This window comes from Neorhizobium sp. PAMB6630 (assembly GCF_058242775.1).
Genome location: NZ_JBZAYV010000002.1, coordinates 472,607 through 499,513 on the forward strand (window position 1 = coordinate 472,607; position 26,907 = coordinate 499,513).

A 26,907-nucleotide genomic window follows, 5' to 3' on the forward strand; every position below is an offset into this window, starting at 1 on the left:
CAGGATCTGCGGCATACGTCTGGTGCGCCAGGGCTCCTCCCTGTGTCCTACCTAACGCCCGTCAATGCGGTGGCGACGTCCGGTTGTCCGTCATCGCTCCTGCTCTTTCCATCCAATGGCGAAGACCCTGCAGGAATGCGTGCAGGAACGCCTCCGTGGAGTGTGGCGGCAAGGTGGGGCGGTCGGCTGGAAGCCTGTCGATCAGCGACCGGTAGATCGCCAGACGCTCGGCGGAAATGAAGGACAATGCCAGCGCGCCGGCCTGACGCAGGCAATACCAGTCCGTCACCAGATCCATCATCGAGGTCGCGGCCAGCGCTTCGGACGTGACCTCAAACTGTTGACGTTCCGCCATAAGAACGCCCGATCCGCCGTCTGCGGCCTGCGGCGTCTCCTGCGTCGGCAAAAGCAGGCTGATCTCTGCAAGGTTTGCCGTCGCCATCTGCTCGACCCATTCCGGCGGCCATTCCCTTGGAAAATACCGGTGCGTGACCAGTGCCCGCGTATGGGCAAAGAGGAAGTCGCCGTAAGATTGCGCCTCGAACGCCGCATCAGGCGCCTCGCCCATGAAGGCGCTTTCCTGCCGGTAAAGCGCGAGAGGCCGCGGATCGAGCGAAAGCTTGAAAAGCCCGACAGTTTCCACATCGGGCATAGTTTTTCCGGGCTTCACGATCTTGAAGGCCGGCGGGAATGCCACAAGCGAGGGAACGGCAATATTGACCAGTTCGCGCCCTTCGACAATTCGCCGGGTCGTTCCCTCGACATGCAGATGGCCGCTGAAATGGGCCGTCATGCCGGTTGCCACAAGTGTTTCGGCAACCGCCTTCAGTGGCGTTCGGCGGGCCACATTGGTGCGGCCGAACAGCGCCGTTTCCAATCCGGTTGTATCGTCGAAAGGATCGATCACCGGATAGTGCGAAAAGGAAAAGACCGTCTTGCCGAGCCTCTTTGCCCGCGCATGAACATCGCGGATCCAGTCGATCAGGAAGGGTTTGAGACGCAAAAGCGCGTTCCATCCGGCAGCCGTGCTGTCGATGAAGGTCTCTTCGCAAAACGGATCGCTGTGGCCGTTGCGGGGCTCGAAGATATTGGCGTCTATCATCAGCAGCCACAGCCCCTCTTCGGGCTCCACGAGATAGGAGGTATCCATCAGGCTGAAAGTCGAACGACCGTCCGGCGAGGAGACCCGATATTGGCGCTCTTCAATGCTGTCGGAGCGACCAAACGGACTTTCCCAATGCAGGTATTCGGGCTGCGCAAACAGGCCGAAGGACGCCATCGGCAACAATCCCGCCGGGTAGCCTTCACAGTACATCCGGTCGCTCTGCCGGGAATGCGGCAGATTTTCTTCAGCCACCTGCAGATCGCTGGTGACGGTGATGGACGGTCCCGCGCCGCTCAGAAATCCCTTGGTCTGATGGCGACCATGCGGCCCGAACACATCGTGATTGCCGGGGATCGCATAAAAAGACAGCCGATGTTTGCGGCGATAGTCTTCCAGCAGGCGCCGAACGGCTTGCGTTGTCTGCCTTTGGCCGTCATCGGTATAATCGCCAAGAAGCACGACATGGCGAATACCGCGGCTGGCAATCTCGTCCAGGGCTGCGGGAAGGGCCTGAAAGCTTTCGTTGAAAACACGCGTCGAGGCGCGGGTTTCCGCCCAGCTGCGCACGGCGAGCCACTTTCCGGCAACATCCACGCCCTCAAAGCCATAGTCGCCCTCGAGGTCATGGTAATGCGCATCGGCAATGACGGCGACAGCTGGCAGATCACGGGGCTGCATCGGCCGCCTTCCTGGCCTCGACGAGGTCAATCCAGTCCGATGCACGCCTTGCGGCGTCATAGAGCATGGGCTTTGGCGTTTCGAACCACTCGTCCTGGCGCAGTTCACGCTTGTCGCGGATATGGGCGATGGCCGAATCCAGCGTTGGAAACAGATGCGGCTGCTGTTTGTGCAGAAACAGGCCAACCAGCGAAACCGAGCGGCTGCGCCCGCTGCGGCAGTTGACCAGAACATTGCCGCCGTCCTTGAACGGATAGGTTTCACGCTTGGGCAATGTCTGGTTCAAGGCCCCCTGCAGAATGTAATAGCCCCCCAGCATCATCGTATCGGGACTGCCGCCACCGTCGATCATGCCAAGCTTGTAATAGCGTATGTCCGAATAACCGCTGGCACAGAGCGTGCCGTCCTCGGCAAGGCTCGGATTGCGCACGAAATTGATATCCAGGTTGATGGCGCAGTTCACGACGATGGTAATGCCGTGTTTCTTCAAGAGATCCAGATCGCGCGCGCCCTCCAGACCGCCGATATACAGCGCAGAATTATGGGGGGCGAGGCCTTCCGTGATCAGGCTGATCGCCGGTCGCGAATATACCGGGGCTTCCATTCTGTTCATTCCTTCCAAAGGCACCGACCTTCCAAAGCACGGTGGCGAGGCCTTTTAGTCTGCAAGAGATACGTTGTCTGTTGTTGCGTCAGGCCGCGTTCGAGCGTGCTCGCGTGGCGGCCGTCGAGGTGATGATCTTGCCCGTCTTCGGATCAAACACCATCATGTTGCGCGCCACAAATTCCAGCCACACCTTGGCGCTCGGCCAGCTTTCGACAAAGCGTGGAATGAGAGCGGTGATCGGCGTGCCATTGGCAGACAGCGAGAGGATCGTCTGCGACCCGGTCGGCTGGACGACGTCGACCTCTGCGGCCAGCCGGTTGTCCAGGGACGTTTCATGAAGGTTGAAATGTTCCGGCCGGATGGCGCAAGTCACCGGACCCGCTTCGCGGGCAATTGCCTGCTCGAGCATGACTTCGACGCCGTGAAGCTTCAGCACGCTTCTGCCATTTCTCTGTTCGAGCATGCCGTCAAAGACATTGATGCGGGGATCGCCGATAAACTCGGCCACAAACAGATTGGCAGGCTCATGGTAGATTTCGTAAGGGCTGCCGATCTGCTGGATGACGCCGTCCTTCATCACCACGATGATATCGGACATTGTCAGCGCCTCGACCTGATCATGCGTCACATAAACAGTGGTGGCACCAAGATTCCGCGACAGGCGCTTCAGCTCAGTTCGCATTTCTGTTCTTAAAACCGCATCGAGGTTGGACAGCGGCTCGTCCATCAGCAGGATGGAATTGCGCGCAGCGATCAATCTCGCAACGGCCACACGCTGTTGCTGGCCGCCGGACAGTTCCGATGGGAAACGCGAGCCATACTGTTCCAGCTGCACCTTCTTCAGCGCCTCGGCGAGCCGTGCGTCAATCTCGTCCTTCGGACGCTTTGCCTGATGCAGCGCCAGCGTGATGTTCTTGTCGACCTTCATGTTCGGCCAGAGCGCATAGCTCTGGAAGATGAAGCCGAGACCGCGCTTTTCCGGCGGCACGAAGCTGCCGTCGCGTCCGGAATAAACCGTTTTTCCCGCAAGCGTCAGTTCCCCGCCGGAGGGCTGTTCCAGCCCCGCAATGATGCGCAGCGTCGTCGTCTTGCCGCAACCGGATGGCCCGAGCAGCGTGACGAATTTCCCCTTCGGGATTTCCAGATCAAGCGGCGGAATGGCAAGATGCGCGCCGTAATATTTGGTGATGCCTTTCAAGGACACTTCGTTCATCGGGTTTCCTCCCCCCAAGCTTTCCGGGTTGCTTCACGGCAACCCGGCGCTCTGGTTTTCCTCAGTTGCTGGTCTCGACCACCCAGAAATCGTTGACTTCAGCCACATGGTCGCGCTGGTATTCGGCAGAACCAAACATCTTGCGCACCTTCGGCCAGTTTTCGCCGCCCTTCGGCAACGGCACATCCGTGCGTGGCGAAAACGTGCCGACCTTGAAATAGGCGGCCATGCCCTGCAGCTTCTTCAGGCTTTCGCCGTCGCGGTAAGGCTTTTCAAGCTTGGTATCGGGGGTCAGATCCTTCGACCCCATCTGGAAGGCGATGAACAGCTTGGCTGCATTGGGATGCGTCGACTGGCCGGCAATCGCCACATAGGTGGAATAGGCAAAAACCCCGGCCGGATCGATGTCGTAGAGCACGGCATTGGCATAATCGTCGCTGCCGTTCTTGTTGATGTAATGCATGCTGGAGAAGGTGATCGGCGGCTTTGCCTGTCCTTTGAGACCGGAGGCCGTCGCGAGCTTGGAACCGGAATCGTAGATGACGAGATCGTTCTTCAAGAGCCGGTGCAGGAATTCATAACCGGCGTTTTCCATGCCGTCGGACAGGACGAGCGGCTTTCCGGCATATTTTTCATAGGATTTGGCAAAATCATCGGCGTGTTCGACGATAGAGGTCAAAAGCGCAAGCGATGTCAGCGAGCCGAGAGGGCTTTTCATGGCAAAGCGCTTGTTCCATGCCGGTTCGGTCATCTGCCAGACATTGGTGACCGGCGGCGCATCCTTGTAGGTGTCGGAATTGTACATGAGCACCGTGGCTTCGATCACCTGCGTCAGCAGCGGTTCGCGCAGCTCGACGGGGATCTTTGCCTCCAGGTAACGCGGCACATAATTGACGATGCGGTGATTGGGCAGGAGATCGTAGAACATCTGGGCGGTGCCGGCGGTATTGACCACATCCACGGCAAAGATACCCGCCTGCTGTTCACGCACCACCTTCTCGATCGTCTTTTCCGAGCCGAGATCATAAGCGTTGACCTTGATCTCCGGGTAAAGCTTCATGAAGTCCTCGGCTAGCGCATTGACGGTCGAGGAGGAGGAATAGACGGTCACCTCGCCTTCGGCCTTGGCCTTCTTGACGATCTCCTCCCAGTTCTCGTCCTTGGGCTGGTTGGCGCCAAGTTCTGCCGTCTTCAGCCAGGCATCGAATGCGGCATCGTGCGCGCAGGCCGCCGTGCCGATGAGGCATGCGAATGTGGCGATAGCCACCTGTTTCGTGAGCATTCCCATGTGATCTCTTCCTCCCTGTTGCAAGGTCGCCTCCTCAAGCAAACCCCATCTTCGTATTGCGGAAAACCAGGCGGAACAGGATGTTGCAGCCCACGACCAGTGCAACGAGCAGCAGCGTTGCCGCTCCGATCAGCTGGGGAACATCATCCGTCTGATAGGTGTAGATCACGCTTGCCAGCACAGCCGTCGACGGCGTGACCAGCAGGATGATCAGCGAAAGCTCGCGCATCGTGCCGATGAAGCTCAGCAGCATGCCCGATACCAGTCCCGAGGCGGCAAGAGGTGCCACGATGTGGCGCACACGGCTGACCCAGCCGATACCTTGCACGCGGGCCGATTCTTCGAGGGACTTGTCGATCTGCAGCATCGCGGCAATGCCGGTGCGCGATGTATAGGGCAGGTTCTTCACCGCCGCGATCAGCACCAGCAGGGCAAATGTTCCGTAAAGTGCCGGGATCGGCCCCACCGGTCGCGAGAACATGCCGATATAGATGGCGCCAAACGCCACGGCCGGAAAGATGTAAGGCAGGAAGGCTGCCAGCTCCAGCGCCCGCGAGGACAGGCTTCCGCGTGTCTTCACCACCACGTAACCGATCAGAAAACCGAGAATGCCGGTGGCAATGGCGGTGAAGAAGGCCAGCCTGAGGCTGTTCCAGGCCGCGTGCAGGATCTGCGGGTTCTGAAAGACCCCGGCATAGATCGCATTGACGCCACCGCGCGCACCAATCCAGTAATGCAGGGTCAGATTGGAAAGGTCATAGTTGCCGGCGGTGCGCGACAGTGACTGCAGCACGAGCAATCCAAGCGGCAGAACCACGGTCACGCACATCAGCACAACGACGAAGGCGAACACCAGCCATTTGGCGCGGCCGAGATCGATTTCGCGCCGGCGAAATCCCTTGCCGGACATGGTGACGAAGCTCTTGCGCACACCGATCATGCGCTGGTTGATCCAGATGAACAGAACAGCCATCAACACCAGCACAAGCGCCAGCAGATAACCATCGCCCACATTGCGTGACCCGATGGCGGCATAGATCTGGGTCGGCAGCACGAAATAACGGATGGGCATGCCGAGCACGGCGGGCGTTCCAAACGACCCGATCACGCGGATGAAGGTCATGACAACGGCCGAGCCGACGGCTGGAAGAACAAGCGGCGCGGTGATCGAGACGAACTGGCGCAGCCGCGACATGCCGGCAATGGCGCCCGCCTCTTCGAGCTGGCTGTCGACCGTGGCAAGCGAGCCGGAAATGATCAGGAAGCCGTAGACGTAATAATGCAGCGACAGGCAGATGATGATGGGTATGCCGCCAAAGGCGATCCAATCGGGCGGCTGGACACCAAAGAGATAGGCAAAAACGCCGGACGCTCCGCCCACCCGGTCATTCTTGAAAAAGGTCACCCAGGCCAGCGCCATCACCCAGGATGGCAACATATAGGGCATGACCACCGCCGTGTTGACGAACTCGCGATAGGGCACGTTGGTGCGCACGACGATCCAGGCAAGCAGGGCGCCCAGCGCCAGGCAGATGATCGTTGCCCCAAATGCCGTCACCAGCGAATTCATGAACGGCTTGTAGAACAGCGCCCAGGAAAGCCGGCTGCCAAAGACGCGCTCATAGTGGAACAGTGTCAGCTCTCCCGGCTGGCGCCCGGGCAGATAGGCGGAATCATACGGCTGGACGGTGATCGTTTCCCGCACCAGCTGAAACAGCGGCACGATGACGAGGAGCCCCAGCAGGATGGCAAGGCCAAGCGCTATCAGCCGCTCCGGCGCCGAGACGAAATGCGCCACACGGCGCATCCAGCGCTGGCTATCGCGGCTCGCTGTTTCTGAAAATAGGGTCACTCTGTTTCTCCTCCCAGACGGCGCTCCAAGCCGTTTACTCCGCAGATCGCGTGTCAAACGCGATCCCTCCCCCTTCAGGCCGCGTGGTGCCTCTCGCGCCTGCCTTGCGGTTCAGCCAGCACGATACCGACCGCGTCGCTCACGCCATCGGCGATCGCCGGCGCGCTGGCAAGAACTGCCCCGCCAGTCTGCAACGATCCGATTTCGAAGAACGGACAAACCCGGCCGCCCGCTTCCGCCACCAGCAGCAGGCCCGGCACGCAATCCCAGGAATTCATATGCAGCTCGACATAGGCATCCGAGCGGCCGTCCGCGACATAGGCCAGCGCCATGGCACCGGAGCCCGCCCGCCGCACATTGGCACCCTTGTCCAGAAGCCGTGTCATGGCATCAAGATATCGAGTGTTGGGGATGCGGGTCGACCAGCCCAGTTCAACCGATGCGATGTCAAAACGGTCGGTACGGGCCGCCGAGATCGGCTGGCCGTTGCGGGTTGCCCCTTCGCCGGCACGGGAAAAATACAGCTCGTCCAGCGCCGGATTGTAGATCGCTGCAAGCTTTGCAACATTGCCTTCCACATAACCGATGGAAATGCAGAAATGCGGGATGCCGCGCGCAAAATTGGCGGTGCCGTCAATCGGATCGACCAGCCAGACCCGCTCGCGGATGTCTCCGCCACCTTCCTCGCCAAAAAAGCTGTCATCCGGGAAGGCTGCCGCAATACGCTCACGGATATGCGCTTCGGACGCCGCGTCGGTTTCCGTGAGATAATCCTGCGGCCCTTTCATTGAGAAGTCAGCCGCCTTGCCATTCTGAAAGCCTTCAAGGACCAGGGCTCCGGCAGAGAGAATGACATCCCGGCACAGCTGCGCGCGGCCATCCAGATCGTTTGCATAGGTCATTGTTGAAGGCATGCGCATTCTTCTCCCTTGAACACGTGTGCAATATTGCACACGTGTTCATTGGGTGCAAGCGCGGATCTGGCAGCGGCTTGAAAAACTCAGGTCAAGACGTGGGTGTCGTCAACGCCGGACGGTGTTGCGCTCGATCAGCGTCACGGGGACATTGGTGATGACGGACTGACCAAGCTCATGATCGAGCGCTGCCAGCACGGCCTCTGTGAGGACTTCGAACGATTGCGCGATGGTCGTCAGTTCGTAGCTTCTCCAGGAAGCCTGTGGAATATCGTCAAAACCGATGACGGAGAGGTCTTCGGGCACAAGGCGCCCCATGTCATTGCGGGCGCCATCGAGGAAGCCGAGCGCCATGATATCGGTGACGCAGAATGCACCGTCGATCTGTCGGTCGGAGAGCAGCTCGCGAGCCGCCTTCAGGCCGGTCTCATAGGTCGTCGGGCCATCGCGCCAGACGACAATATCCGTGCCGGCGGCGGTCATGACCTGCGAAAATGCCTCGCACCGGCGCAACTGGGTCGGCGTCTCGGATCCACTTGTGACGACGGCGACCTTTTGACATCCCGCTGTCTTCAGGCGCTCGGCGGCAAGCGTTGCTCCGGCAATATCATCGCTGAGGATGATATCGGTATCGGACCTTGCAAGCTGCCGGTTGATGACGATGAGCTTGACGCCGTTGGCAAGGCATTCGTCGACGATCGACATCGGCGGCTCGCCGGAGAGCACGACAATGGCGCGCGCCCGAAACTCGAAAATCAGTTCGATCAGAGGCGCAATATCGCTGCGCGCATCCGCAGCATTCAACAGCAGGCATTGCTGGCCGCGCCGCAGCAACCCGATGCTGAGCATGTCCAGCTGTTTTGCCATGAAGGGCAAAGACAGGTTTGCCCCAACGACGCCCACCAGATTGGAGGAGGAATTGTTGAGCCCCTGGGCAAGCCTGTTGACGCGATATCCCAGTTCCTGGGCAGCTTGCAGCACTTTTCGGCGTACATCGGGCGAGACGCTGGCGCCTTCCGTAAATGTCCGGGAGACGGCAGAGCGCGAAACGCCCGCTCTTTGAGCGACGTCGACGGACGTGACAAAGGCCTTGGCCATGGAATTCCAGCGCACAGAAAAGGTTGTAGATCGTTCACCGCACTACGATACTTTTCTTGTCCATTCAATGTCGGCCTTCCGTCCGGCGTCTCGTCATGCCTTGCGTATACAGGACGCTCTCGCGGCGCCCGCAAACGCGGCGTCGCCAATCTTGGATTTTTCACGTCCCGGACGCATCGCAAGCGTCGGCCAAAAACGCCAGGGTCGTTCCGCAATCGCAATATACCGCCAGCCGAAGCTGAAGAGCGGTATTACGCCATGCTGAATGAGGCACCCATGGCCGCATACCTTAAACGAAATGGCCTACGGTAAACCCGGTGCCATTCAGATCCGGCAGCGTATACGCAACACCGTTGCCAAGCGAACGCTTTGTCGGCATCATCCGGACCGGTCGCGGCCAGAAGCCCTCAGGCGCCGGACGCGACCACCATAGGGAAAGCCGGGCCAAGCGCCCCTGGAACACATCGCATGACGCAACCGCGTTGCCTGCCGACCGCGTGCCGCACGTTTGCTGCCGCCGTATTTTCCCTGATCAGCCTTTTGACGGGCGGTACCAGCCATGCCGCAGAGCCGGTGACCATTACGGTCAATCCCGGCCAGAGCCAGGCCGATATCGATGCGGTGATGAAAGCCGCCGGCGCCGATGGCCGGCCGGTCGAAATCAGGATTGCCGCCCCCTCCCCAGCCAATCCTGCCACAGATGCACCAGACGTGAGGACGGCTGCCACCGCACCCGCAGCGGTCACGCAACCGTCTGCGCCAACGGCAGGTATTGCCTCATCCACGGTCACCTCCACGTCGGCCAACCCGGCCCCAGCCCAGTCCCTGTCCCCGCCCCCGCCACCAACAGTGGCTTCCGCGCCACCGGCTGAAGACGATAGCCGACCGGCCCCGACAGTCGCCATGACGGAGATGTGGGTGGTCTCGGATGTGTGGGCTGCCCTTGCCAAGGGCACGCAGATGTCGGCCGCCGGTGTCGTTGGCTTGCCCGCCGCCTTTCGCTCCAGCTGGTCCACACTCGAGGCAGACCGCTACGGGCCGCGCGAGGCGCTGTTTTACGCCCTGTTTGCCGGCCTTTGCGGACTTGCTGCGGCAGCCCTCGTCAGCCTCGGTGCCGGGCCGCTTGTTCTGGCGCATGTCCCCGCGCACCCCTTTTGGCGGGCCACTGTGCGGCTTGTCATCGACGGCATCGGTATCCTGCTTTTCCTGTCAATTTCCCGCGGCATCCTGCAACAATCGATGGCCCGCGGGTTGTTTTCCCATCAGGTGGCGCTTGCCATCGTCGCAACATTTGCCGGCATGCTGATCTACATGGCCGTGGCGCGCTTTGCCTTCAAGCCGGCGCTTGCCGGGCGCTCGCCGCTCATCAACATCAACCGGCCGAACTGGCATTTTGCCATGATGACGCTCTACGGCACGCTGAATGCCTTCATCGGCAATTCCGTGAGGCTCGCCGATGTGCGCATGCTGGCGCCGGAGGCGGCAGACAGCTGGCTGTTTCTGACCAGTTCCGTGCTGACGGTGGTAAAGCTGTGGTGGTTCATCGCCGGCCGCCGCGACATTGCAGAGGTGTTTGCCGGGCGCGACGCAAGCCCGTTCCGGCGGGCGGTTGGAACAGGCCTTGCCGATTTCTATATCGTCTCGGCCATCCTCATCTGGGTTGCCGGCCTTCTGGTGTCGGGCACCTCGCACAATGCGGTTTGGGCGCGTGCCGCGGGCACCACGCAATTCCTCATCATCATGATCCCCATCCTCGATCTCGCCATCGTTTCGCTCGTCAGTGCAAGAGCGCGCCGGCGCGAGGCAAAATCCGGGCCGGGTCTTCCCTCGGTTCTGCTCTGGAGCCTGCGCACGCCGCTTGCCGGCGCCGTCTGGCTGATTGGCCTGCATCTCATCGTGGAACTGTGGGAACCGCTGATGATGGGCGCCACCACGCTCATCACCTCCTGGCTGCTCTGGCTTGAAAAACTCAGTTTTTCGCTCATCGTCAGCTGGAGCCTCTGCAGTTTCCTCATGAAGTATTTTGAAGCGATTGCGCCAGCCACCGCCGTCATCCTGCCCGGCACGGAAGACGAGGCGCATGACAAGACGACAAGCCGCCTGACCACTGTTCTGCCCATCGTGCGCAACCTCATCCTCGGCGCCGTCATGGCCATTGCGGCACTGGTGGTGATTTCGTCTGCCGGCATTGATGTGGCACCGCTTCTGGCCGGCTTCGGCGTGCTCGGCCTTGCCCTTTCCTTCGGCTCGCAGACGCTGGTGAAGGATGTCGTGTCCGGCATCTTTTTCCTTGCCGAAGATGCCTTCCGCATTGGCGAATATATCGACTGCGGCAAGTTGATGGGGACCGTGGAGCAGATCTCGCTGCGTTCCGTTCGTCTTCGCCACCACAATGGCCCCATCCACACCATTCCCTTCGGGCAGATCGCCTCCGTCACCAATTACAGCCGCGACTGGGGCACCACCAAGTTCGAACTGCGCTTCGACCGCGACGCGGATCTGGAAAGCATCCGAAAGACTGCCAAGAAGGTTGGCATCGGGCTTCTGGAACATCCTGAATTCGGGGGTGATTTCCTCGTGCCGTTGAAGATGCAGGGCATCCAGAGCGTCAACGAAACCTCCATGGTGATCCGCTTCAAGTTTACCGCACGCCCCGGCAAACCAAGCCTCATCAAACGCGAGGGCATGAAACGCCTGCTCGCCGCCTGCCGGGAGGCGGGCCTGCCGCTTGCCTCCAATGCCGTCGTGGTGCGCTCCGGCACCAGTACGGTTGCCGAAAGCGGCGCGGCATCGACCGTTGTTCCCCTGCCGGTCAGCCAGAGCGCCTAAAGGAACGCGGCATTCGGTCGCGCAGAACGCGCGCGTCCATCTTTCAGGGAACATTGCGCTCTCCCCCGAGTTGCCGATGGGTCGAAAGACCCATTCGAAGCAGCAGCAGCCCAGGGAGAAGCGCCATGTCCGACCAGAACACCGTGCAATATGAGGGCCCGGCCGGCGGATGGGGTTCCTTGCGCGGCATTACCCGCGTTTTCGGCAATGAGTGGCCAACGCCCGCTGTCCTCGATACGCTCGCCCACCAGAACAAGCCGGGCGGCTTCATGTGTGTCTCCTGCGCCTGGACGAAACCCGCGAACCACAACCCGCTGGAATTTTGTGAAAACGGCGCCAAGGCAACGATCTGGGAGCTGACAACGCGCCGCTGCACGCCGGCGTTTTTTGAAAAACACACGGTGAGTGAGCTGAAAGAATGGAGCGACCACGATCTTGAGCATGAAGGGCGCCTGACCCATCCCCTGCGCTACGACCGGACGCGCGACCGCTACGTGCCCTGCTCCTGGGAAGAAGCCTTCTCGGCCATCGGGAGGGAGCTGAAGGCGCTCGATCCCAAATCGGTGATCTTTTACGCATCCGGCCGCGCAAGCCTCGAAACCTCTTATCTCTACGCCCTGTTTGCACGTCTTTATGGCACGAACAACCTGCCCGACAGTTCCAACATGTGCCACGAGACGACCTCGGTCGGCCTCAAAAAGGTGATCGGCTCGCCTGTGGGCACCTCCGTCTACGAGGACTTTTCCACCTGTGATGCGATCTTTTTCTTTGGCCAGAATACCGGTTCCAACAGCCCGCGTTTCCTGCATCCGCTTCAGGAGGCGGTGAAGCGCGGCTGTCGCATCGTCACCTTCAATCCCGTGCGTGAGCGGGGGCTGGAGGCAATGATCAATCCGCAGAGCCCGACGGAAATGCTGACAGGCCATGAGACGCCGATTTCCTGCCAGTATCTGCAGGTGAAAGCCGGCGGCGATATCGCAGCCCTGATGGGGCTCTGCAAGCATGTGCTTGCCCGCCACGAGGAAGCGCAGAAAGACGGCCGCAGCGTTCTCGATCTTGATTTCATCGAGCGCCATACATCCGGTTTCGACGCCTTTCTCGAGACGCTGCGCGCCACAGGCTGGGACGAGATCGAACAGAATTCCGGCCTCACGCGTCAAGCGCTGCAGGCAGCCGGCCAGGTTTATGTTGAGGCCGAGCGCGCCATCGGCATCTATGGCATGGGGCTGACGCAGCAGGTCCACGGCTTTGACAATATCGCCATGTTCGTCAACCTCCTGCTGATGAAGGGCAATATCGGCCGCGATGGCACCGGCATTTCTCCTGTGCGCGGTCATTCCAATGTGCAGGGCCAGCGCACCGTCGGCATTTCGGAAAAGCCCGAACTGGTGCCGATGGACAAGCTTGGTAAGATGTTCGGCTTCGAGCCGCCAATGGAAAAGGGCATGAACACGGTGGAAGCCTGCGAGGGCATGCTGTCAGGCACGGTCAAAAGCTTCATCGGTCTTGGCGGCAATTTCGTGCGGGCCATTCCCGATACCGATGTGATGGAAGAGGCATGGCAAAAAATGCGTCTCACCGTTCAGATCGCCACGAAACTCAACCGCAGCCACCTCATCAATGGCGAAGTGGCCTATCTCCTGCCCTGCCTTGGCCGCACAGAGGAAGACATGCAGGCGTCCGGCCCGCAGACGGTCACCATGGAAGACACGTTTTCCTGCATTCACGGCTCGATTGGCCGGCGCAAGCCAGCCAGCAAGGAGCTGTTGTCGGAAATGGCAATCGTTGCCGGTATCGCCAAGGCCACATTGCCTCAGAACCCGAAAGTCCGGTGGGACGAGTGGGTGGGCAATTACGGCCTTGTGCGCGATCTCATCGAAGAAACCTATCCGGAGGAGTTCCATGATTTCAACGGGCGCATGTTTACCCCCGGCGGCTTTTACCGCGGCAATAGCGCCCGCGAGCGGATCTGGAAGACCGAAAGCGGACGAGCCGAATTTACCGTGCCCAAGGAACTTTCCGCCGCAGGTTTTGCCGATGCGGCCGGCCGCTACCGTCTGATCACGCTGCGCAGCAACGACCAGTTCAACACCACGATCTATGGCTATAGCGACCGCCTGCGCGGCATCGAGGGCACGCGTGACGTGCTGTTGATCAACCCGGACGAGATGGCCCGCAACGGGCTGACCGAGGGACAGATCGTCGGCCTCGCTTCCGATGCAGACGATGGCCGCGATCGTTTTGTCGGCGGGCTGAAGGTGACCCCCTTCGACCTGCCGGACGGCTGTCTTGGCGGTTATTACCCCGAGTTGAATGTGCTCGTGCCGCTCTCCCACCACGACGTGGAATCAAAAACCCCGGCCTCGAAAGCCGTGCCGGTGCGCATCGTGGCAAGCGGCTAAAGGGTTTGCTCCAGCAAACCCAAGCGCCGACATCCGCGCCGAAGCAGGCGCTTGGCCTCACATCCATGAAGCGGATGTCTTTGGCAGACGCCCTTCGGGATCGATGACGGAAAGGGTCGGTGCGCCCGGCCAGTTCCATCGCCACAGGGCCACACAACTGCCGCCGGGCGACATGAACGACGGGTAGATCACCCCGTGAAAGCCCACCGCCCGCAGGCGTGCCTGCGCCGCATGGGTTTCCGGCTGAAACCCTGCATCCAGATCTGCCCGCCACTCGCAGGTGTGGATCGCGCTGGAAATCCCAAGGGCAGCGCAATGCGTGGCATCGGTGAGATCCGCCAGCCGTGCGCCAGACAGCGTCAGCTGTGCGATCAGCGCCGGATGCTGCACAAAACCCTGGTTATATTCGGCCCAGGCGGTGGACAGTTCACGCGCGGCATAGATGGTGGGTTGCCCGACCGGGTTCCAGCGGCCACCAAAGCGGGAGGCGCCCTCACCGGACAGCGGCGCATGGGCCCATTGCGGCACATAGGCACGCCACAAAATGATGTCAGGCATAAACGCCGGACCGGACGGCTTCGAGATATTGGAGAACCTTGTCAGCCTTGCCTTCTGAAACGAGGTCATAGGCCGTCTTGCCGGCCCAGCCTGGGATCGGCTGATGTTTGAACCAGATTGCCGCACGCTGCTCGTCGCCGGCCATTTCGGCAACCATGGCCAGAATGCGCACGACGGGGCTCAGCGCCTGATCCACCTTGCGCTGGCCAGCCTTTGCCGAGAGCGTGTTGCGGGCAACGCCGATCATGCGCGCAAGTTCGCTCTGCGTCAGCCCCAGAAGCTCTGACACAAGGCGGGGCGACAGGAAGGGCGATTGCGGATCGCTGAAAGATCCGGCGGCGTTTTCGAAGAGCAGCGCAGACAAGGCTCATCTCCCGAGCGTGGATTGATCATCACCTGCTTAAACTAGGCGCAATCTACGCCCGTTTCAAGCAAAACCCACGGGCTCGGATTTGACCCGCTTAGCGGGATGCCACCGCGCCCCCGGGGCGACCGTCGGACCAGCGATGCCATTCCTCTTCGCTGCCGTGGAAAACGTTGAGATCGATCTTGCCCGATACGCCCTGCGACAGACCGGAGCCGGAATACTGCCAGAACACCCAGCGGCGGCCCGGATAAACCTTGGAGGGGTGCTGGGCCACAGCCCGCAGCCAGAACGGATAGTTCTGGAAGGCGCCGCGCAGGTTGTCGGCATAAAAATCAGGGGCGGTATAGATCACCGGGCGCTTGCCGTAATGGCGCTCCAGAAGATCCATGAAGACCTGCATTTTCTCACGCACCTTTTCCGGCGACAAGCGACGCTTGCAGCTGGAATCGCCGTTATATTCCACGTCGATCACAGGCGGCAGTGCATCCGGGTCACGCGGCACATTGCGGATGAACCAGGCCGCCTGTTCGCTTGCCACCCGGCACCAGTAGAAGAAATGGTAGGCGCCGCGCTTGATGCCTGCCTCGTCGGCGCGGCGCCAGTTGGTCTTGAACATCGGATCCAGATGGTCGCCGCCATCGGTTGCCTTGATATAGGCGAAATTGGCTCCCTGCGAACGCAGTTTTGCCCAGTCGATCTCGCCCTGCCAGCGCGACACGTCGACACCATGGACAGCGTGGTTGCGCGGCGAAACCCGGCCGAAATTGATTGGCTTTGCATCACGGAACTGGTGGCGATAGATGCGCGACCGCGTCATCATGCGCTCCGGCGGTGCGGCCATCGTCACCGGCCGTTCCATCGGCATCGGCGCGCTTGCCGTTAGCGCCACCTTCTCGATTGGCTGGTTTACGCTGTTGTCACCCGCCCAGGCCAGCGCGTCGGGATGAGGGGCGGCGAGATCGGCCACGGGCTCCTGCACCGGGGCGGGCACGGCCTGCGGTGAAACCGCGGCGCGGGCCATCTTGGGCGCGGCGCGCGGGGCATCGCTGCTGCCAAGCGCTGCCGGCGGTACAGGGGCTTTAATGGCGCTGGTGGTTTCCTGCGACGGCTCAATCGACAGCACGTCTTCCGTTGCGCTGGACCGGCATCCTGCAATGGCCAGGCAACCGATAAGGATCGTCGATAGAGCAGAAATACGCATGAAACCGATACTCTGTACGCGAACGGACCGTGCGGGTTACCATGACGGGCTCCCGCGTTGATAGCTAACAGAGTTTTACCGGCAAATGCTGAATCCAATGTTTACGAGGCAGCGCCGCATCCTCTGGCGTGCATGCATTCACTGAAATGTGTCCAGAGGTTTATCCCGAATACCGCAACGACGTGACCATCACTTACCGGATTGGCGGACGCAAGAAGTTCCTGCCCCGCGGTGACCGCTCTGTGCTTTCCCGCAAAATGCGTGATGAACCAATTGGCCCCTGCTGCGTTGTGGGTCCTTCTATTGGAACAAAAGGGGGATTACCCATGGACGTCATCCGCATTCTCTTCGCCATCCTTCTGCCGCCCGTCGGCGTCTTTCTCCAGGTGGGCATCGGCTTGCACTTCTGGCTGAACATCCTTTTGACGCTCTGCGGCTACATCCCCGGCATCATCCACGCGATCTGGGTGATCATAAAGAAGTAAGGGGCCTTTTTAGGCAGGCTGGCGGATAGCCGATCGCTTCGCGCAAGCAGTCCAATCAGGGGACGGTTCGCACGTCATGCAGCCGAACGAATGTCTGTCTCGGTGAAATCGTTGCCCTTGAACAACAATGGTTCGCCGAGATCTTTCGCGAGAGCATAAGCAAAGCAGTCGCCGAAATTCAGTCCAGCTCTGTGTCTGCCCTTGCCGAAATCGAGGAATGCCTGTCGAGCCAGATGGCCCTACTCGACGGTCACTGGTTCGATGTAAATCGCCGCGCGGCGGAGGAAAGCATCGCCTGCCTCATGCCCTCCGGCCCGAGCTGCTTTTCGATCACCATGGACAATTCCAGATAGCTTGCCACGCTGATCCGGCTGGTTACGGAATCGTGGATAAGTCGCGTGAAGGCAGCAGCCTCCGGCTCACCATAGAGGATCGCCACCATGGCGGACGTGTCGATAATCATTTCGGCAGGCCGTTCTCGTCGTAGAGAAGCTCGGCGTGATCGGCATAAGGTCGCTTCAGATGGGCTTTGGCCCTTTCGGCGATCGCCATAAGTTCTTCAACCGAAGCCCTGCCTTTCTGTTTTTCAATTTGCGCATATCGCTCACGCAGAGCGTCGGTCACGACGCGGCTCATACTCTGCCCGGTTGCATGAGCAATCGCCTGAGCGAGCCGATGCGCTTCAGGGTCTTTCACGTTGAGGCTCATGTGGAGAACCTTTCTACCTAGTCAGCCAATTTTCTATCATTCTACCCTATTGCACCACAGGGTCCAAGTGAACATGCAGTACCAGAACAGCCTCTGCCTTCATGCGCCATATCCGGATCAACGCTGGAATTATACTGATCGTCATTGATCAGAATAATTGCGCCCATTGGTGTCGGCCGATCGACATGATCTTCTATGGTGGTTCCTGGAGCGTTCCCCACGCGTGACAGAAGGGCCGACGACATCCTTGCAAGGCAGGCAGACTGCAGCAAGCTGATTCACCACGGGCCGCTAGCAAAGGCAGGCATCCACCGAATTCTGTATAAAAACTCGAACTGAAAACCTGAGGTTCGATCGATCGAACGTGCAGGTTGCTTGTCGTATGCAAATGGAAGTGCTGCAGCACAGCGCGCACTCGTTTTCTCCCATCGAACCGCTTTTGCGCCAGCCGCCCTTGGCGCACCGGCGGTCCTGGTCTAGCAAGGCGCATAGCGGCTTGTGCCGAAGGGGTGGGACTGATGTTGTTTGGCGTAGAAATTTCCGAACTGATCCTGCTGGCACTTGCCATGGCAGCCGCCGGCGCCTTGACGGGTGTTCTGGCGGGGTTGTTCGGTGTGGGTGGTGGCACGGTGATCGTGCCGGTGCTTTACGAGCTTTTTCGCGTCCTCGGCGTGCCCGAGGATATGCGCATGCCGCTCTGCGTCGGCACCTCGCTTGCGATTATCATTCCCACCTCGTTTAAATCCTTTCGTGCCCACCGGGCCAAGGGCGCGGTGGATCTTTCCATCCTGAAACTCTGGGCCGTACCGATCGTGGCGGGCGTTCTCGCCGGCAGCGTGGTCGCGCGTTATGCGCCGCCGGAAGTGTTCAAGGTCGTGTTCATCGCGGTTGCCGGCTTTTCGGCCATCCGCCTTTTGTTTGGCCGGGAAAGCTGGCGGCTGGGCACCACGCTTCCGGGAAAACTGGCGCTTCGGGTCTATGGTGTGGTGATTGGCGTCTTGTCGTCGCTGATGGGCATTGGCGGCGGGCAGTTGTCGACGCTGCTCCTGACGTTTTACGGTCGACCGATCCATCAGGCAGTCGCGACCTCGTCCGGCGTCGGGCTGCTCGTCTCCATTCCCGGCGCCATCGGTTATATCTATGCCGGCTGGGGGCGGGCGGCGAACTATCCAGATGTCGCCGCGATCCAGTTTCCGCTGGCCATCGGTTTCGTGTCGCTGATCGGCGCGGTGTTGTTCATTCCGACCAGCGTGCTCTGCGCCTCCTTCGGGGCAAACCTTGCCCACAAGCTCTCCCGCAAAAAGCTGGAGCTTGCCTTCGGCCTCTTCCTGGCGCTGATCTGCCTGCGTTTTCTCGTCTCGCTTTAAGCGCAGACCCGGCCGATCAAGCCGAGTTGAGTTTGCCTGGTCGCAATTCGCCCTACATTGCGCCGGATCGAGATGAAGCCGGACCGGCGATCCGCCGGGCCGACAAGAAGACCGACCAAAAGAAGGACGAACCCTGTGCGCCCTACCCCTGTTCTGCCGCTGCTGGCCTTTTGCCTTTTGACCGCACCTGCCTTTGCGCAAGCGCCCTCCGGAACAGACGAAGGCGGCGATGAACGGCCGGCGCAGGAGCAGCCGAAAGCGCCGGAAAAAGACGAAGCTTCCGGTGGCATTTTCAGCCTTCTGCCGTCAGATGCCACAAGCGAGCATGTGTTGCAGACCAAGGCCGGGCCGCTGCCCTATACGGCAACCGCCGGCACGCTGTCGCTGCGCGGTGCGGATGGCAAGGTGACGGCCAAGATCTTCTATACCGCCTACCGCGCCAAGGACCGGGCGCCGGGCCGGCCCCTGACGTTTGCCTTCAACGGCGGGCCGGGTGCGGCGTCCGCCTATCTGCATCTCGGCCTCGTCGGCCCAAAGATCCTGCCGTTTACCGGCGATAATGCCGATGGCACGCAGCCGGTTCTGAAGGACAATCCGGAAAGCTGGCTTCAATTTACCGATCTCGTGCTGATCGATCCTGTCGGCACCGGCTGGAGCCGGGCTGCAAGTGAAGAGGCCGCTGCGCGCTTTTACAATGTACGTCAGGATGCCGAAAGCCTTGCCAAGGCGATCACGCTTTACGTGCAGACAAACGATCTTCTGTCGGCGCCAAAATATCTGCTCGGCGAAAGTTATGGCGGGTTTCGTGCCGCAAAGGTGGCGATTGCGCTCAAAAACAGCCAGAACATGATCCCGTCGGGCATCATCATGGTCTCGCCGCTGATGGAAGGCCGCTTCCTGTTCGGCGCCGATGATGACCCGCTGGCAGCCGCCCTGCAATTGCCATCGCTTGCCGCCGCCGAAGCCGAGCGTAAAGGTCGTTTCGATGCAAAGGCCTTGGCCGATGCGGAATCCTTTGCCATGGGCGAATATCTGACGACGCTTGCCGGCAAGCCGCCGCAGGGCGAACAGGCGCAACGTTTCGCCACCCGTGTCTCTGAACTCACCGGCATTCCCGCTGACGTCGTGACCCGCACGCGCGGCTTCATCGGCGATATCTATGCAAAACAGGCGGGTGGCGCGGGGCGCATCGTCAGCCCCTATGATGCGGGGCTTGCTCTTCCCGACGCCTATCCGGAAGCGCCGTACGGGCGCAACGACGATCCGGTGCTGGAGGGGTATACGCGCGCCTATGGATCGGCGTTTTCCTCCTATGCCCGCGAGGTTTTAGGCTTTCGCACGGAAATGACCTATTCGCTGCTCAACGAAGAGGTAAACCGCAAATGGGAATGGAATGGCGGGCGTGGCGGCGAAAACAACCGCGTTACCGCAGGCATCTCCACCGATCTGCGCGATCTCTTTTCCGTCATCCCCTCCTTCAAGCTGATGGTGGCGCATGGCTATAGCGATATCCTCACCCCCTATGGAATGAGCCGGTATGTGCTGGACCATCTGCCGGCAGAGCTTGTGGGCGACCGGGCAAGCCTGAAACTCTACCGCGGCGGCCACATGTTCTACACTCGCGACGAAGACCGCCGGGCAATGTTCGAGGATGCCCGTCGTTTCTATGAGGGCAACAAGGCCGGCGACTGAGATTCTTCTTTCCGCTCGCGTTTTGCCACACGGGAGCTGGAACTTTCGCCATCCTTCGTCACTTGATGAGGAATGGCAAACAGAGAGCAAAAATCCCCAACCTCCCCCAACGGTTTCGATGTTCGTGACCGGCTGATCCTTGCGCTTTACGCGCAGTTGAAGGCCGAGCGAGAGACGCGAGAAGCCATCGAATGGGCCGCGCGTCATGGCGGGCTATCCAACGAGGTGCTGGCTGCAATGGCGGCAGATCCCGTGCCCGTCATCACCGATGGCGATGTGGCAGCCGTCGAGCGGCTTTTGGCCCGCGATGAGGCCGGCAAAACCACCGGCGTGAAGACCAATTTTGCGCAGCAAGGGAGGAAGCCATGACACGGCGGGCAAGCTGGCGGGGGCAACTGAAGTTTGGCGATTTCATCTGCGAGGTCGGTCTGTATTCGGCGCTCACGTCCACGGAGAAGATTTCCTTCAACATCGTCAACGCAAAGACCGGCAACCGTGTCGAGCGGCAATATATCGATAGCGATACCCGCGATCCGGTGGAAAAAGACGACCAGGTGAAGGGCTACGAGCTGGAAAACGGCGAGCACCTGATCATCGAAGGCGATGAGCTTGCGCAGCTTATGCCCGACAATGACAAGGTCATCCGCATCACGCGTTTTCTCGCCTGTGACGAGATCGACAAGCTCTATTTCGACCGCCCCTATTACCTCAGCCCGTCGACCGAGGGAGATGATCAGGCGCTGGCGCTGCTTGCCCGTTCGCTGAAGGAAACGGGTGTGGCAGCGCTTGGCGAAGCGGTGCTGTTTCGCCGCAACCGCATCCTCCTCATCCGCCCGCAGGCGGGTACGCTGGTCGCGACCACGCTGAACTATGATTACGAGGTGCGCGCGCAAAGCTCTGTTTTCAAGGGCATTGCCGATGTCACCTTCGATGAGGAAATGCTGGAGCTTGCCGGCCATATCATCGCCAAGCGGTCCGGCACATTTGATCCCGCAGATTATACGGACCGCTACAACGATGCACTGGGCGAACTCGTCAAGGCCAAGATCGAGGGCCGCCCAATCGAGAAACGCGCGCCGGAGAAACGCGACAACGTGATCGATCTCCGGCAGGCCCTGCGCGAAAGTGCCGGGGCAGGCGCAAGCGTCGGGGCGCCGAAGAAAAAGAGCACCGCTGCGAAGAAGAGCGGCACGAAAAAGAAGGCGGGCTGATCCATGGGGCTGCAGCGCTACAAGGCTAAACGCCGCTTTGATGCCACGCCGGAGCCGAGCGGCGATGCGCCACCGGCCGGAACGCCAGCTTCTTCGGGCGCAAGCTTCGTCATCCAGAAACACGCCGCCCGCCGGTTGCATTATGATTTTCGCCTCGAAATGGATGGCGTTCTCAAAAGCTGGGCGGTAACGCGCGGCCCAAGCCTTGACCCGGACGAAAAACGCCTTGCCGTGCATGTGGAAGATCATCCCCTGAGCTACGGCGATTTCGAGGGCGTCATACCCAAGGGCCAATATGGCGGCGGAACCGTGATTGTCTGGGATCGCGGCACATGGCAACCGATTGGCGATGCGAAAGCCGGCTATCGCAAGGGCCATCTGGAATTTGCGCTGGAGGGCGAAAAGCTCTCCGGCCGCTGGCATCTGGTGCGCATGCATGGAAAGCCGGAGGAAACGCGCGAGAACTGGCTGCTGATCAAGGGCGATGATGAGATGGCCCGCAAAGGCTCCGGCGAAGACCTTCTGGAGGAACTGCCGCTGTCGGTCAAAACCGGCCGCAGCATCAACGAGGTGGCGGAAAAGCCCGGCGACACCTGGAATTCCAAGCCGCTTTCGGCCAAGGCTCGCAAGGCGTCCGCCGGAGAACAGCAGGCGCATGCCTTTCCCAAAGGGGCAAGGAAAGAGAAACTGCCGGACTTCGTGCCCCCCGCGCTTGCCACACTGAAGCCGAAGCCGCCACGCGGCGAACGCTGGCTGCACGAGATCAAGTTCGACGGATACCGCCTGCAGGCGCGCCTTGAAGATGGCAATGTGAAGCTTTTGACCCGAAGCGGGCTCGACTGGACGGAAAAATTTGGCCAGGCAGTGCCGGCAGCCTTTGCCGCCCTTTCTGCCAAGGCTGCGTTGATCGACGGCGAAATCGTCGTACAGAAAGATAATGGCGCGTCGGATTTCTCCGCCCTGCAACAGGATCTGAGTGAAGGCCGCGCCGACCGTTTTGTCTACTATGCCTTCGATCTTCTGCATCTCGACGGCATGGACCTTCGCAACGCCCCGCTCATCGAGCGCAAGGCGCTTCTGGAAAAGCTTCTGCCCTCAGGCGAGCAGGCGCTGCGCTACAGCGAACATTTTGATGAGAACGGCGATCTCGTGCTCGATCATGCCTGCCGCCTCAGCCTTGAAGGTGTGATTTCCAAGCTCCGCTCCAGCCGTTATGCGTCCGGGCGCAGCGGCCAGTGGATCAAGTCGAAATGCTCGCTGCGGCAGGAATTTGTCATCGGCGGTTATACGCTCTCCTCCAACTCCGATCAGGCCATCGGCTCGCTGGCGCTCGGGGTGTATGAGGCGGGCAAGCTGCGCCATGTCGGGCGCGTCGGCACGGGCTTTACGGCAAAGGTTGCGGAAATGCTGTTCCAGCGCCTGCAGCCGGCGACCACCAAGGAAAGCCCGTTTTCGGAAAAGCTCTCGGCCCTTGCCCGGCGTGATCTTTCTTACGTTACGCCAGCCCACGTGGCGGAAGTGGAATTTCGCGGCTGGTCCGGCGATGGAAACCTGCGCCACGCCTCGTTCCGTGGGCTTCGCGAGGATAAGCCCGCAGACGAGATCCACCGCGAGGACGATACAACCGTGGAGCAGAAGCCGGTGACGAGTGTTGTCCGTTTCACCCATCCGGACAGGCTTTACTGGCCGAGGGATGGCGTGACAAAAGAAGGCCTTGCCGATTATTATGCCAGCGTCTGGCGCCACATCGCGCCCTTCATCGTTGACAGGCCGCTATCGCTGCTGCGCTGCCCGTCCGGCATCGACGGCCAGACGTTTTTCCAAAAACATGCCTGGCGCGGCATCAGCAAGGCTATCGGCCAGATCGCAGACCCCAAGGACAAGGGTGGCGAACCGCTGATCCGCATCACCGATTTCGACGGGTTGATGGCGCTGGTGCAATCGGCAACGCTCGAGATCCACCCCTGGGGCGCAACGACCCGCGCCTGGGAAAAGCCCGACATGATCACCATGGATCTCGATCCTGCCGATGATGTCGGCTGGCCCGCGGTGATCGAGGCCGCGTTTGAGCTGAAACGCCGGCTGGAAGATCTGGGCCTTTCAGCCTTCGTCAAAACCTCTGGCGGCAAAGGCCTGCATGTGGTGACGCCGCTGAAGCCGCAGGCTGGGTGGGTAGAGGTGAAGGCATTCACCAAGGATCTTGCCGGCGATATGGCAAAATCAGAGCCGGACAAATATCTGGCGGTTGCCACGAAGGCCAAACGGAAAGGCCGGATCTTTGTCGATTACCTGCGCAACGGACGGGGAAACACCGCGGTCGCTGCCTATTCCACCCGCGCCCGCCCTGGCGCTGCCGTCTCCACGCCGCTCGAGTGGAGCGAACTGTCGCCCGCCATCGGCCCGGATTATTTCACAGTGAACAATCTCTCCGCCCGGCTCTCGTCGCTATCCGCCGATCCCTGGGACGGCTTTTTCGCCAGTGCCCGGCCTTTGCCAAAAAAGACGGCGCGGTAATCATTTCCGCTCCGCCTGCAGGCTCTTCTTCAGCGCATCCATGATGTTGACGACATTGCCGCCGGTCTTTGCCGGATCCTGCCCCTTTTTCGACTTCGGCGCTGGCTGGTCTTCTGTTTTTTTAGCCAGCAGCCGCTTCAGACCCTTCTCAATCGGATCCTGAACCAGAGACGGTTTCCACGCGGCCTTAGCCTTGTCGATGCGCTTTTCCATCGCACCGATCAGCGTCTTGTCGAACTTCCGGTCCAGGTCCAGCGTCTCCACGGGCTCGCGCATCTCCTCGCCGTAATGCAGCGTCCACAGAATGATGCCTTTTCCTGAAGGCTCCAGCAGCACGGCATGTTCGCGCCGGTAAAGCACCAGCCGGGCAATGCCGACGACATTGTTTGCCTTCATCGCTTCGCGAATGACGCCAAAGGCTTCCGCGCCGAGCTTGTCCTCGGGTTTGAGGAAATGCGGGCGGTCATACCAGATCCAGTCGATGGAGCCTGCCGGGACAAAGGTCTGGATATCGATGATGCGCGTGCTTTCCAGCGCCACCGCATCGATTTCATCATCCGTCAGAAGAACAAACTCGCCGTCGTCCTTGGCAAATCCATGCACCTGATTGCGGTCCGATACCGGCTTGTGCGTGACGCTGTCGACGTAGCGGCTTTCCACCCGGTTGCCGGTCTTCCGGTTCAGCACATGAAAGCGGATCTTGCCACTTTGCGACACCGCCGGCGTCAGCGAGACGGCCGCCGTTACCAGCGAAAGCCGCAGGTGGCCTTTCCAGAATGTCTGCCTCGCCATTGCCTTACTCCAGTTCCATAGCGCCCAAGTATCGGCGAAAACTTATGCTGCATATTTCCGCATTCTTATTTTAGAAGACAAATAATGACAGATTATCATATCGCGCATGCAGCAAAAAATCCGCTTTATACAACAGTTGTATTCGCCCTGAATTTCACCTATCGCGGTGTTGCTTGTCTCAGCAATCTCTCAATGAGCGAAACGGGTGGAAGTTCCCGGACCCGGAGTTGTGCTGCGGGCAAAAGCCTCGCGGGCGGATGACGGGGGCCTGATGCGCCAGGCGTCTCCGAGACGTTCAGGCTGCTGTCAGGAATTTTTCCCACTGCCTTATCAACAGACATCATTCTGGACCTCGGTCCAGCCAATGCGCAGAGAAGGACATTGCATTGAAACTCAGGGCGCCGTGGGCCAGCCGGCCGCGCATTGGCAGCATCACGCTGGCCATAGCGACCGCTTTTTATGTGCTGATCGTGCTGAACCAGAGCTTCTGGGGTAAGACCTTCGACTATCTCTCCGGGCAGCACCTGGCGCTCGCCTGCATGATGGCAGGGCTTGCCGGCGGCTATATCGCGCTCTTCGTCACTGTTTCGGTCAAATACCTGATCAAGCCGCTGCTGATCGTGTTCATCCTGGCGTCTGCCGGCACGTCCTGGTTCATGGACCAGTTCGGCGTCATCATCGACCTGGAGATGATCCGCAATGCGGCGGAAACCTCCGGGCCGGAGGCAAACCACCTGCTGACGACAGGGCTTGCGCTGCATATGCTGGCCTATGGCCTCATTCCCTCGGCGCTGATTGCCTGGGTGCGTGTCGAGCACCGGAACTTCCCGAGAAAATTCGTCTATAACATGGCCGTCATCATCCCGAGCCTTGCTCTCCTGATAGGCGCCGGGCTTGCGCAGGCGGGCATTTTTGCCTTTGCCACCCGCCAGCATCGCGACTGGTTCGACAGCCTCAACCCGATCTTCCCCATGGTCAGCGCCGGGCGTTATCTCGCAGGCTCCGCAAAGGAGCGCGATATCGTGGCGCAACCGATCGGCACCGATGCGAAAGTGCGAGATGCTGCGACCGCTCAAAACCGCAAGCCGCGCGTCACCATCGTGATGGTGGGCGAAACGGCGCGGGCCGACAGTTTCCAGCTCGGCGGTTATACCCGCCCCACCAACCCTGAGCTCTCCAGCCGCGACATCCTCTATTTCACCGACACCTCCTCCTGCGGCACGGCAACCGCCGTTTCGGTGCCTTGCATGTTTTCCGGCCTTGGGCGCGGCAGCTATTCCCACGGCAAGGGGCTTGCGCGCGAAAACCTGACGGACGTGCTGGTTCATGCCGGCATCCGTACCGAATGGTGGGACAACAATACCGGCAGCAAGGGCATGGCCGAGCGCATTCCCTACAAGGAGCTTTACCGCTCCAACGATCCTCGCTTCTGCCAGGATGGCGAATGCAAGGATGCCATCCTTCTCGACCAGCTGGACAACTGGCTGAACTCGGTCACGCAAGACAGCGTGCTGGTGCTGCACCAGCTGGGAAGCCACGGGCCTGCCTATTACGCCCGTTATCCCGACGAGTATCGCCGCTTCCAGCCCGATTGCCGTTCGTCGGAATTTTCCAAATGCCACCGCGACGAAATCGTTAACGCCTATGACAATTCGATTGCCTATACCGATCATATCCTGGCGACGACCATCGATATGCTGAAGGCCCATGAAGACCGGCTGGCGCCCTCGATGATCTACATGTCCGACCACGGCGAATCGCTGGGGGAAAAGGGCCTCTTCCTGCACGGCGCACCCTGGGTGGTGGCCCCGTCGCAACAGACCCACATTCCCTTTGTGCTGTGGCTGGGAGACGAGGCAAAACGCCGGACCAACCCCGCCTGCTGGGCAAAACAGGTCTCGGAGCCGCACTCGCATGACAACCTGTTCCACACGGTTCTCGGCATGATGAATGTGGAGACGAGCGTGCGCAATCCGGCGCTCGACCTGATGGCCATCTGCCAGGCGGGCATCAGTTGAGCCAAAAC

The 26,907-nt window shown here is 60.4% G+C and carries 21 protein-coding genes and 1 pseudogene; 9 read left to right on the top strand and 13 right to left on the bottom strand.

The window, feature by feature from the left end:
- Positions 1-61: 61 nt before the first annotated feature.
- The 7 genes from AC4CWF_RS20955 to AC4CWF_RS20985 all read right to left on the bottom strand — a co-directional run bounded on the left by AC4CWF_RS20955 (position 62) and on the right by AC4CWF_RS20985 (position 8,755).
- A complete protein-coding gene (locus tag AC4CWF_RS20955; protein WP_491287298.1) occupies positions 62-1,783 on the bottom strand; it encodes a metallophosphoesterase family protein in 1,722 nt (573 codons plus the stop codon).
- Positions 1,770-2,387: a dual specificity protein phosphatase family protein gene (locus AC4CWF_RS20960; protein WP_491287300.1), complete on the bottom strand. Its 618-nt coding sequence runs from the start codon at positions 2,385-2,387 to the stop codon at positions 1,770-1,772. Before AC4CWF_RS20960 ends, AC4CWF_RS20955 begins: the two co-directional genes overlap by 14 nt.
- A gap of 88 nt (positions 2,388-2,475) precedes the next feature.
- Positions 2,476-3,603, bottom strand: a complete 1,128-nt coding sequence (locus tag AC4CWF_RS20965) for an ABC transporter ATP-binding protein (protein WP_491287302.1) — start codon at positions 3,601-3,603, stop codon at positions 2,476-2,478.
- A gap of 61 nt (positions 3,604-3,664) precedes the next feature.
- Entirely contained in the window at positions 3,665-4,891 is a 1,227-nt protein-coding gene (locus AC4CWF_RS20970; protein ID WP_491287304.1) for an ABC transporter substrate-binding protein, read from the bottom strand.
- Between the two features lie 34 nt (positions 4,892-4,925).
- On the bottom strand, positions 4,926-6,743 hold the full coding sequence (locus AC4CWF_RS20975; RefSeq protein WP_491287306.1) for an ABC transporter permease: 1,818 nt from the start codon (positions 6,741-6,743) through the stop codon (positions 4,926-4,928).
- Positions 6,744-6,817: 74 nt separating this feature from the next.
- Entirely contained in the window at positions 6,818-7,657 is an 840-nt protein-coding gene (locus tag AC4CWF_RS20980; protein ID WP_491287307.1) for an inositol monophosphatase family protein, read from the bottom strand.
- A 108-nt stretch (positions 7,658-7,765) separates the two neighbouring features.
- Entirely contained in the window at positions 7,766-8,755 is a 990-nt protein-coding gene (locus tag AC4CWF_RS20985; protein ID WP_491287308.1) for a LacI family DNA-binding transcriptional regulator, read from the bottom strand.
- Between the two features lie 468 nt (positions 8,756-9,223).
- Between AC4CWF_RS20985 and AC4CWF_RS20990 the strand changes: the two genes are divergently transcribed.
- Both AC4CWF_RS20990 and AC4CWF_RS20995 read left to right on the top strand, forming a co-directional pair.
- Positions 9,224-11,584, top strand: coding sequence for a mechanosensitive ion channel family protein (locus tag AC4CWF_RS20990; protein WP_491287310.1), 2,361 nt, complete (start codon positions 9,224-9,226; stop codon positions 11,582-11,584).
- Positions 11,585-11,709: 125 nt separating this feature from the next.
- Positions 11,710-13,986, top strand: a complete 2,277-nt coding sequence (locus AC4CWF_RS20995) for an FdhF/YdeP family oxidoreductase (RefSeq protein ID WP_491287312.1) — start codon at positions 11,710-11,712, stop codon at positions 13,984-13,986.
- Positions 13,987-14,043: 57 nt separating this feature from the next.
- Here AC4CWF_RS20995 and AC4CWF_RS21000 read toward each other — a convergent pair whose 3' ends face one another.
- The 3 genes from AC4CWF_RS21000 to AC4CWF_RS21010 form a co-directional block, all read right to left on the bottom strand.
- The gene (locus tag AC4CWF_RS21000; protein ID WP_491287314.1) at positions 14,044-14,544 is read right to left on the bottom strand and encodes an RES family NAD+ phosphorylase; all 501 of its coding nucleotides are present in this window, start codon (positions 14,542-14,544) and stop codon (positions 14,044-14,046) included.
- Positions 14,537-14,908: an antitoxin Xre/MbcA/ParS toxin-binding domain-containing protein gene (locus AC4CWF_RS21005; protein ID WP_491287315.1), complete on the bottom strand. Its 372-nt coding sequence runs from the start codon at positions 14,906-14,908 to the stop codon at positions 14,537-14,539. Before AC4CWF_RS21005 ends, AC4CWF_RS21000 begins: the two co-directional genes overlap by 8 nt.
- A 97-nt stretch (positions 14,909-15,005) precedes the next feature.
- Positions 15,006-16,112: a glycoside hydrolase family 25 protein gene (locus AC4CWF_RS21010; protein WP_491287316.1), complete on the bottom strand. Its 1,107-nt coding sequence runs from the start codon at positions 16,110-16,112 to the stop codon at positions 15,006-15,008.
- A 326-nt stretch (positions 16,113-16,438) separates the two neighbouring features.
- Here AC4CWF_RS21010 and AC4CWF_RS21015 point away from each other — a divergent pair, with 326 nt between their 5' ends.
- Positions 16,439-16,597 carry a YqaE/Pmp3 family membrane protein gene (locus AC4CWF_RS21015; RefSeq protein ID WP_491287318.1) on the top strand — a complete coding sequence of 53 codons (159 nt, stop codon included), beginning with the start codon at positions 16,439-16,441 and terminating at the stop codon, positions 16,595-16,597.
- A gap of 74 nt (positions 16,598-16,671) precedes the next feature.
- Here AC4CWF_RS21015 and AC4CWF_RS21020 read toward each other — a convergent pair.
- A pseudogene (locus AC4CWF_RS21020) lies at positions 16,672-17,060 on the bottom strand (type II toxin-antitoxin system VapC family toxin).
- Positions 17,057-17,305 (bottom strand): type II toxin-antitoxin system VapB family antitoxin, encoded by a 249-nt coding sequence (locus AC4CWF_RS21025; RefSeq protein WP_491287319.1) that lies wholly within the window; start codon positions 17,303-17,305, stop codon positions 17,057-17,059. The pseudogene AC4CWF_RS21020 and the gene AC4CWF_RS21025 overlap by 4 nt, the downstream one beginning before the upstream one ends.
- A 518-nt stretch (positions 17,306-17,823) precedes the next feature.
- On the opposite strand from AC4CWF_RS21025, the gene AC4CWF_RS21030 reads away from it, so the two are divergent.
- From AC4CWF_RS21030 to ligD, 5 genes are all read left to right on the top strand, one after another.
- Positions 17,824-18,672, top strand: coding sequence for a sulfite exporter TauE/SafE family protein (locus AC4CWF_RS21030; protein ID WP_491287320.1), 849 nt, complete (start codon positions 17,824-17,826; stop codon positions 18,670-18,672).
- A gap of 135 nt (positions 18,673-18,807) precedes the next feature.
- Complete coding sequence (locus tag AC4CWF_RS21035) at positions 18,808-20,364, top strand: S10 family peptidase (protein WP_491287322.1); 1,557 nt, start codon at positions 18,808-18,810, stop codon at positions 20,362-20,364.
- Positions 20,365-20,436: 72 nt separating this feature from the next.
- On the top strand, positions 20,437-20,733 hold the full coding sequence (locus AC4CWF_RS21040) for a hypothetical protein (protein WP_491287324.1): 297 nt from the start codon (positions 20,437-20,439) through the stop codon (positions 20,731-20,733).
- Positions 20,730-21,575 (top strand): non-homologous end joining protein Ku, encoded by an 846-nt coding sequence (ku, locus tag AC4CWF_RS21045; RefSeq protein WP_491287326.1) that lies wholly within the window; start codon positions 20,730-20,732, stop codon positions 21,573-21,575. The genes AC4CWF_RS21040 and ku (AC4CWF_RS21045) overlap by 4 nt, the downstream gene beginning before the upstream one ends.
- 3 nt (positions 21,576-21,578) lie before the next feature.
- The gene (gene ligD, locus AC4CWF_RS21050) at positions 21,579-24,089 is read left to right on the top strand and encodes a DNA ligase D (protein ID WP_491287328.1); all 2,511 of its coding nucleotides are present in this window, start codon (positions 21,579-21,581) and stop codon (positions 24,087-24,089) included.
- Here the strand turns inward: ligD and ku (AC4CWF_RS21055) are convergent, their stop codons facing one another.
- Complete coding sequence (ku, locus tag AC4CWF_RS21055; protein ID WP_491287330.1) at positions 24,090-24,881, bottom strand: non-homologous end joining protein Ku; 792 nt, start codon at positions 24,879-24,881, stop codon at positions 24,090-24,092.
- Positions 24,882-25,267: 386 nt separating this feature from the next.
- On the opposite strand from ku (AC4CWF_RS21055), the gene AC4CWF_RS21060 reads away from it, so the two are divergent.
- Positions 25,268-26,899, top strand: a complete 1,632-nt coding sequence (locus tag AC4CWF_RS21060; protein ID WP_491287332.1) for a phosphoethanolamine transferase — start codon at positions 25,268-25,270, stop codon at positions 26,897-26,899.
- Positions 26,900-26,907: the final 8 nt, after the last annotated feature.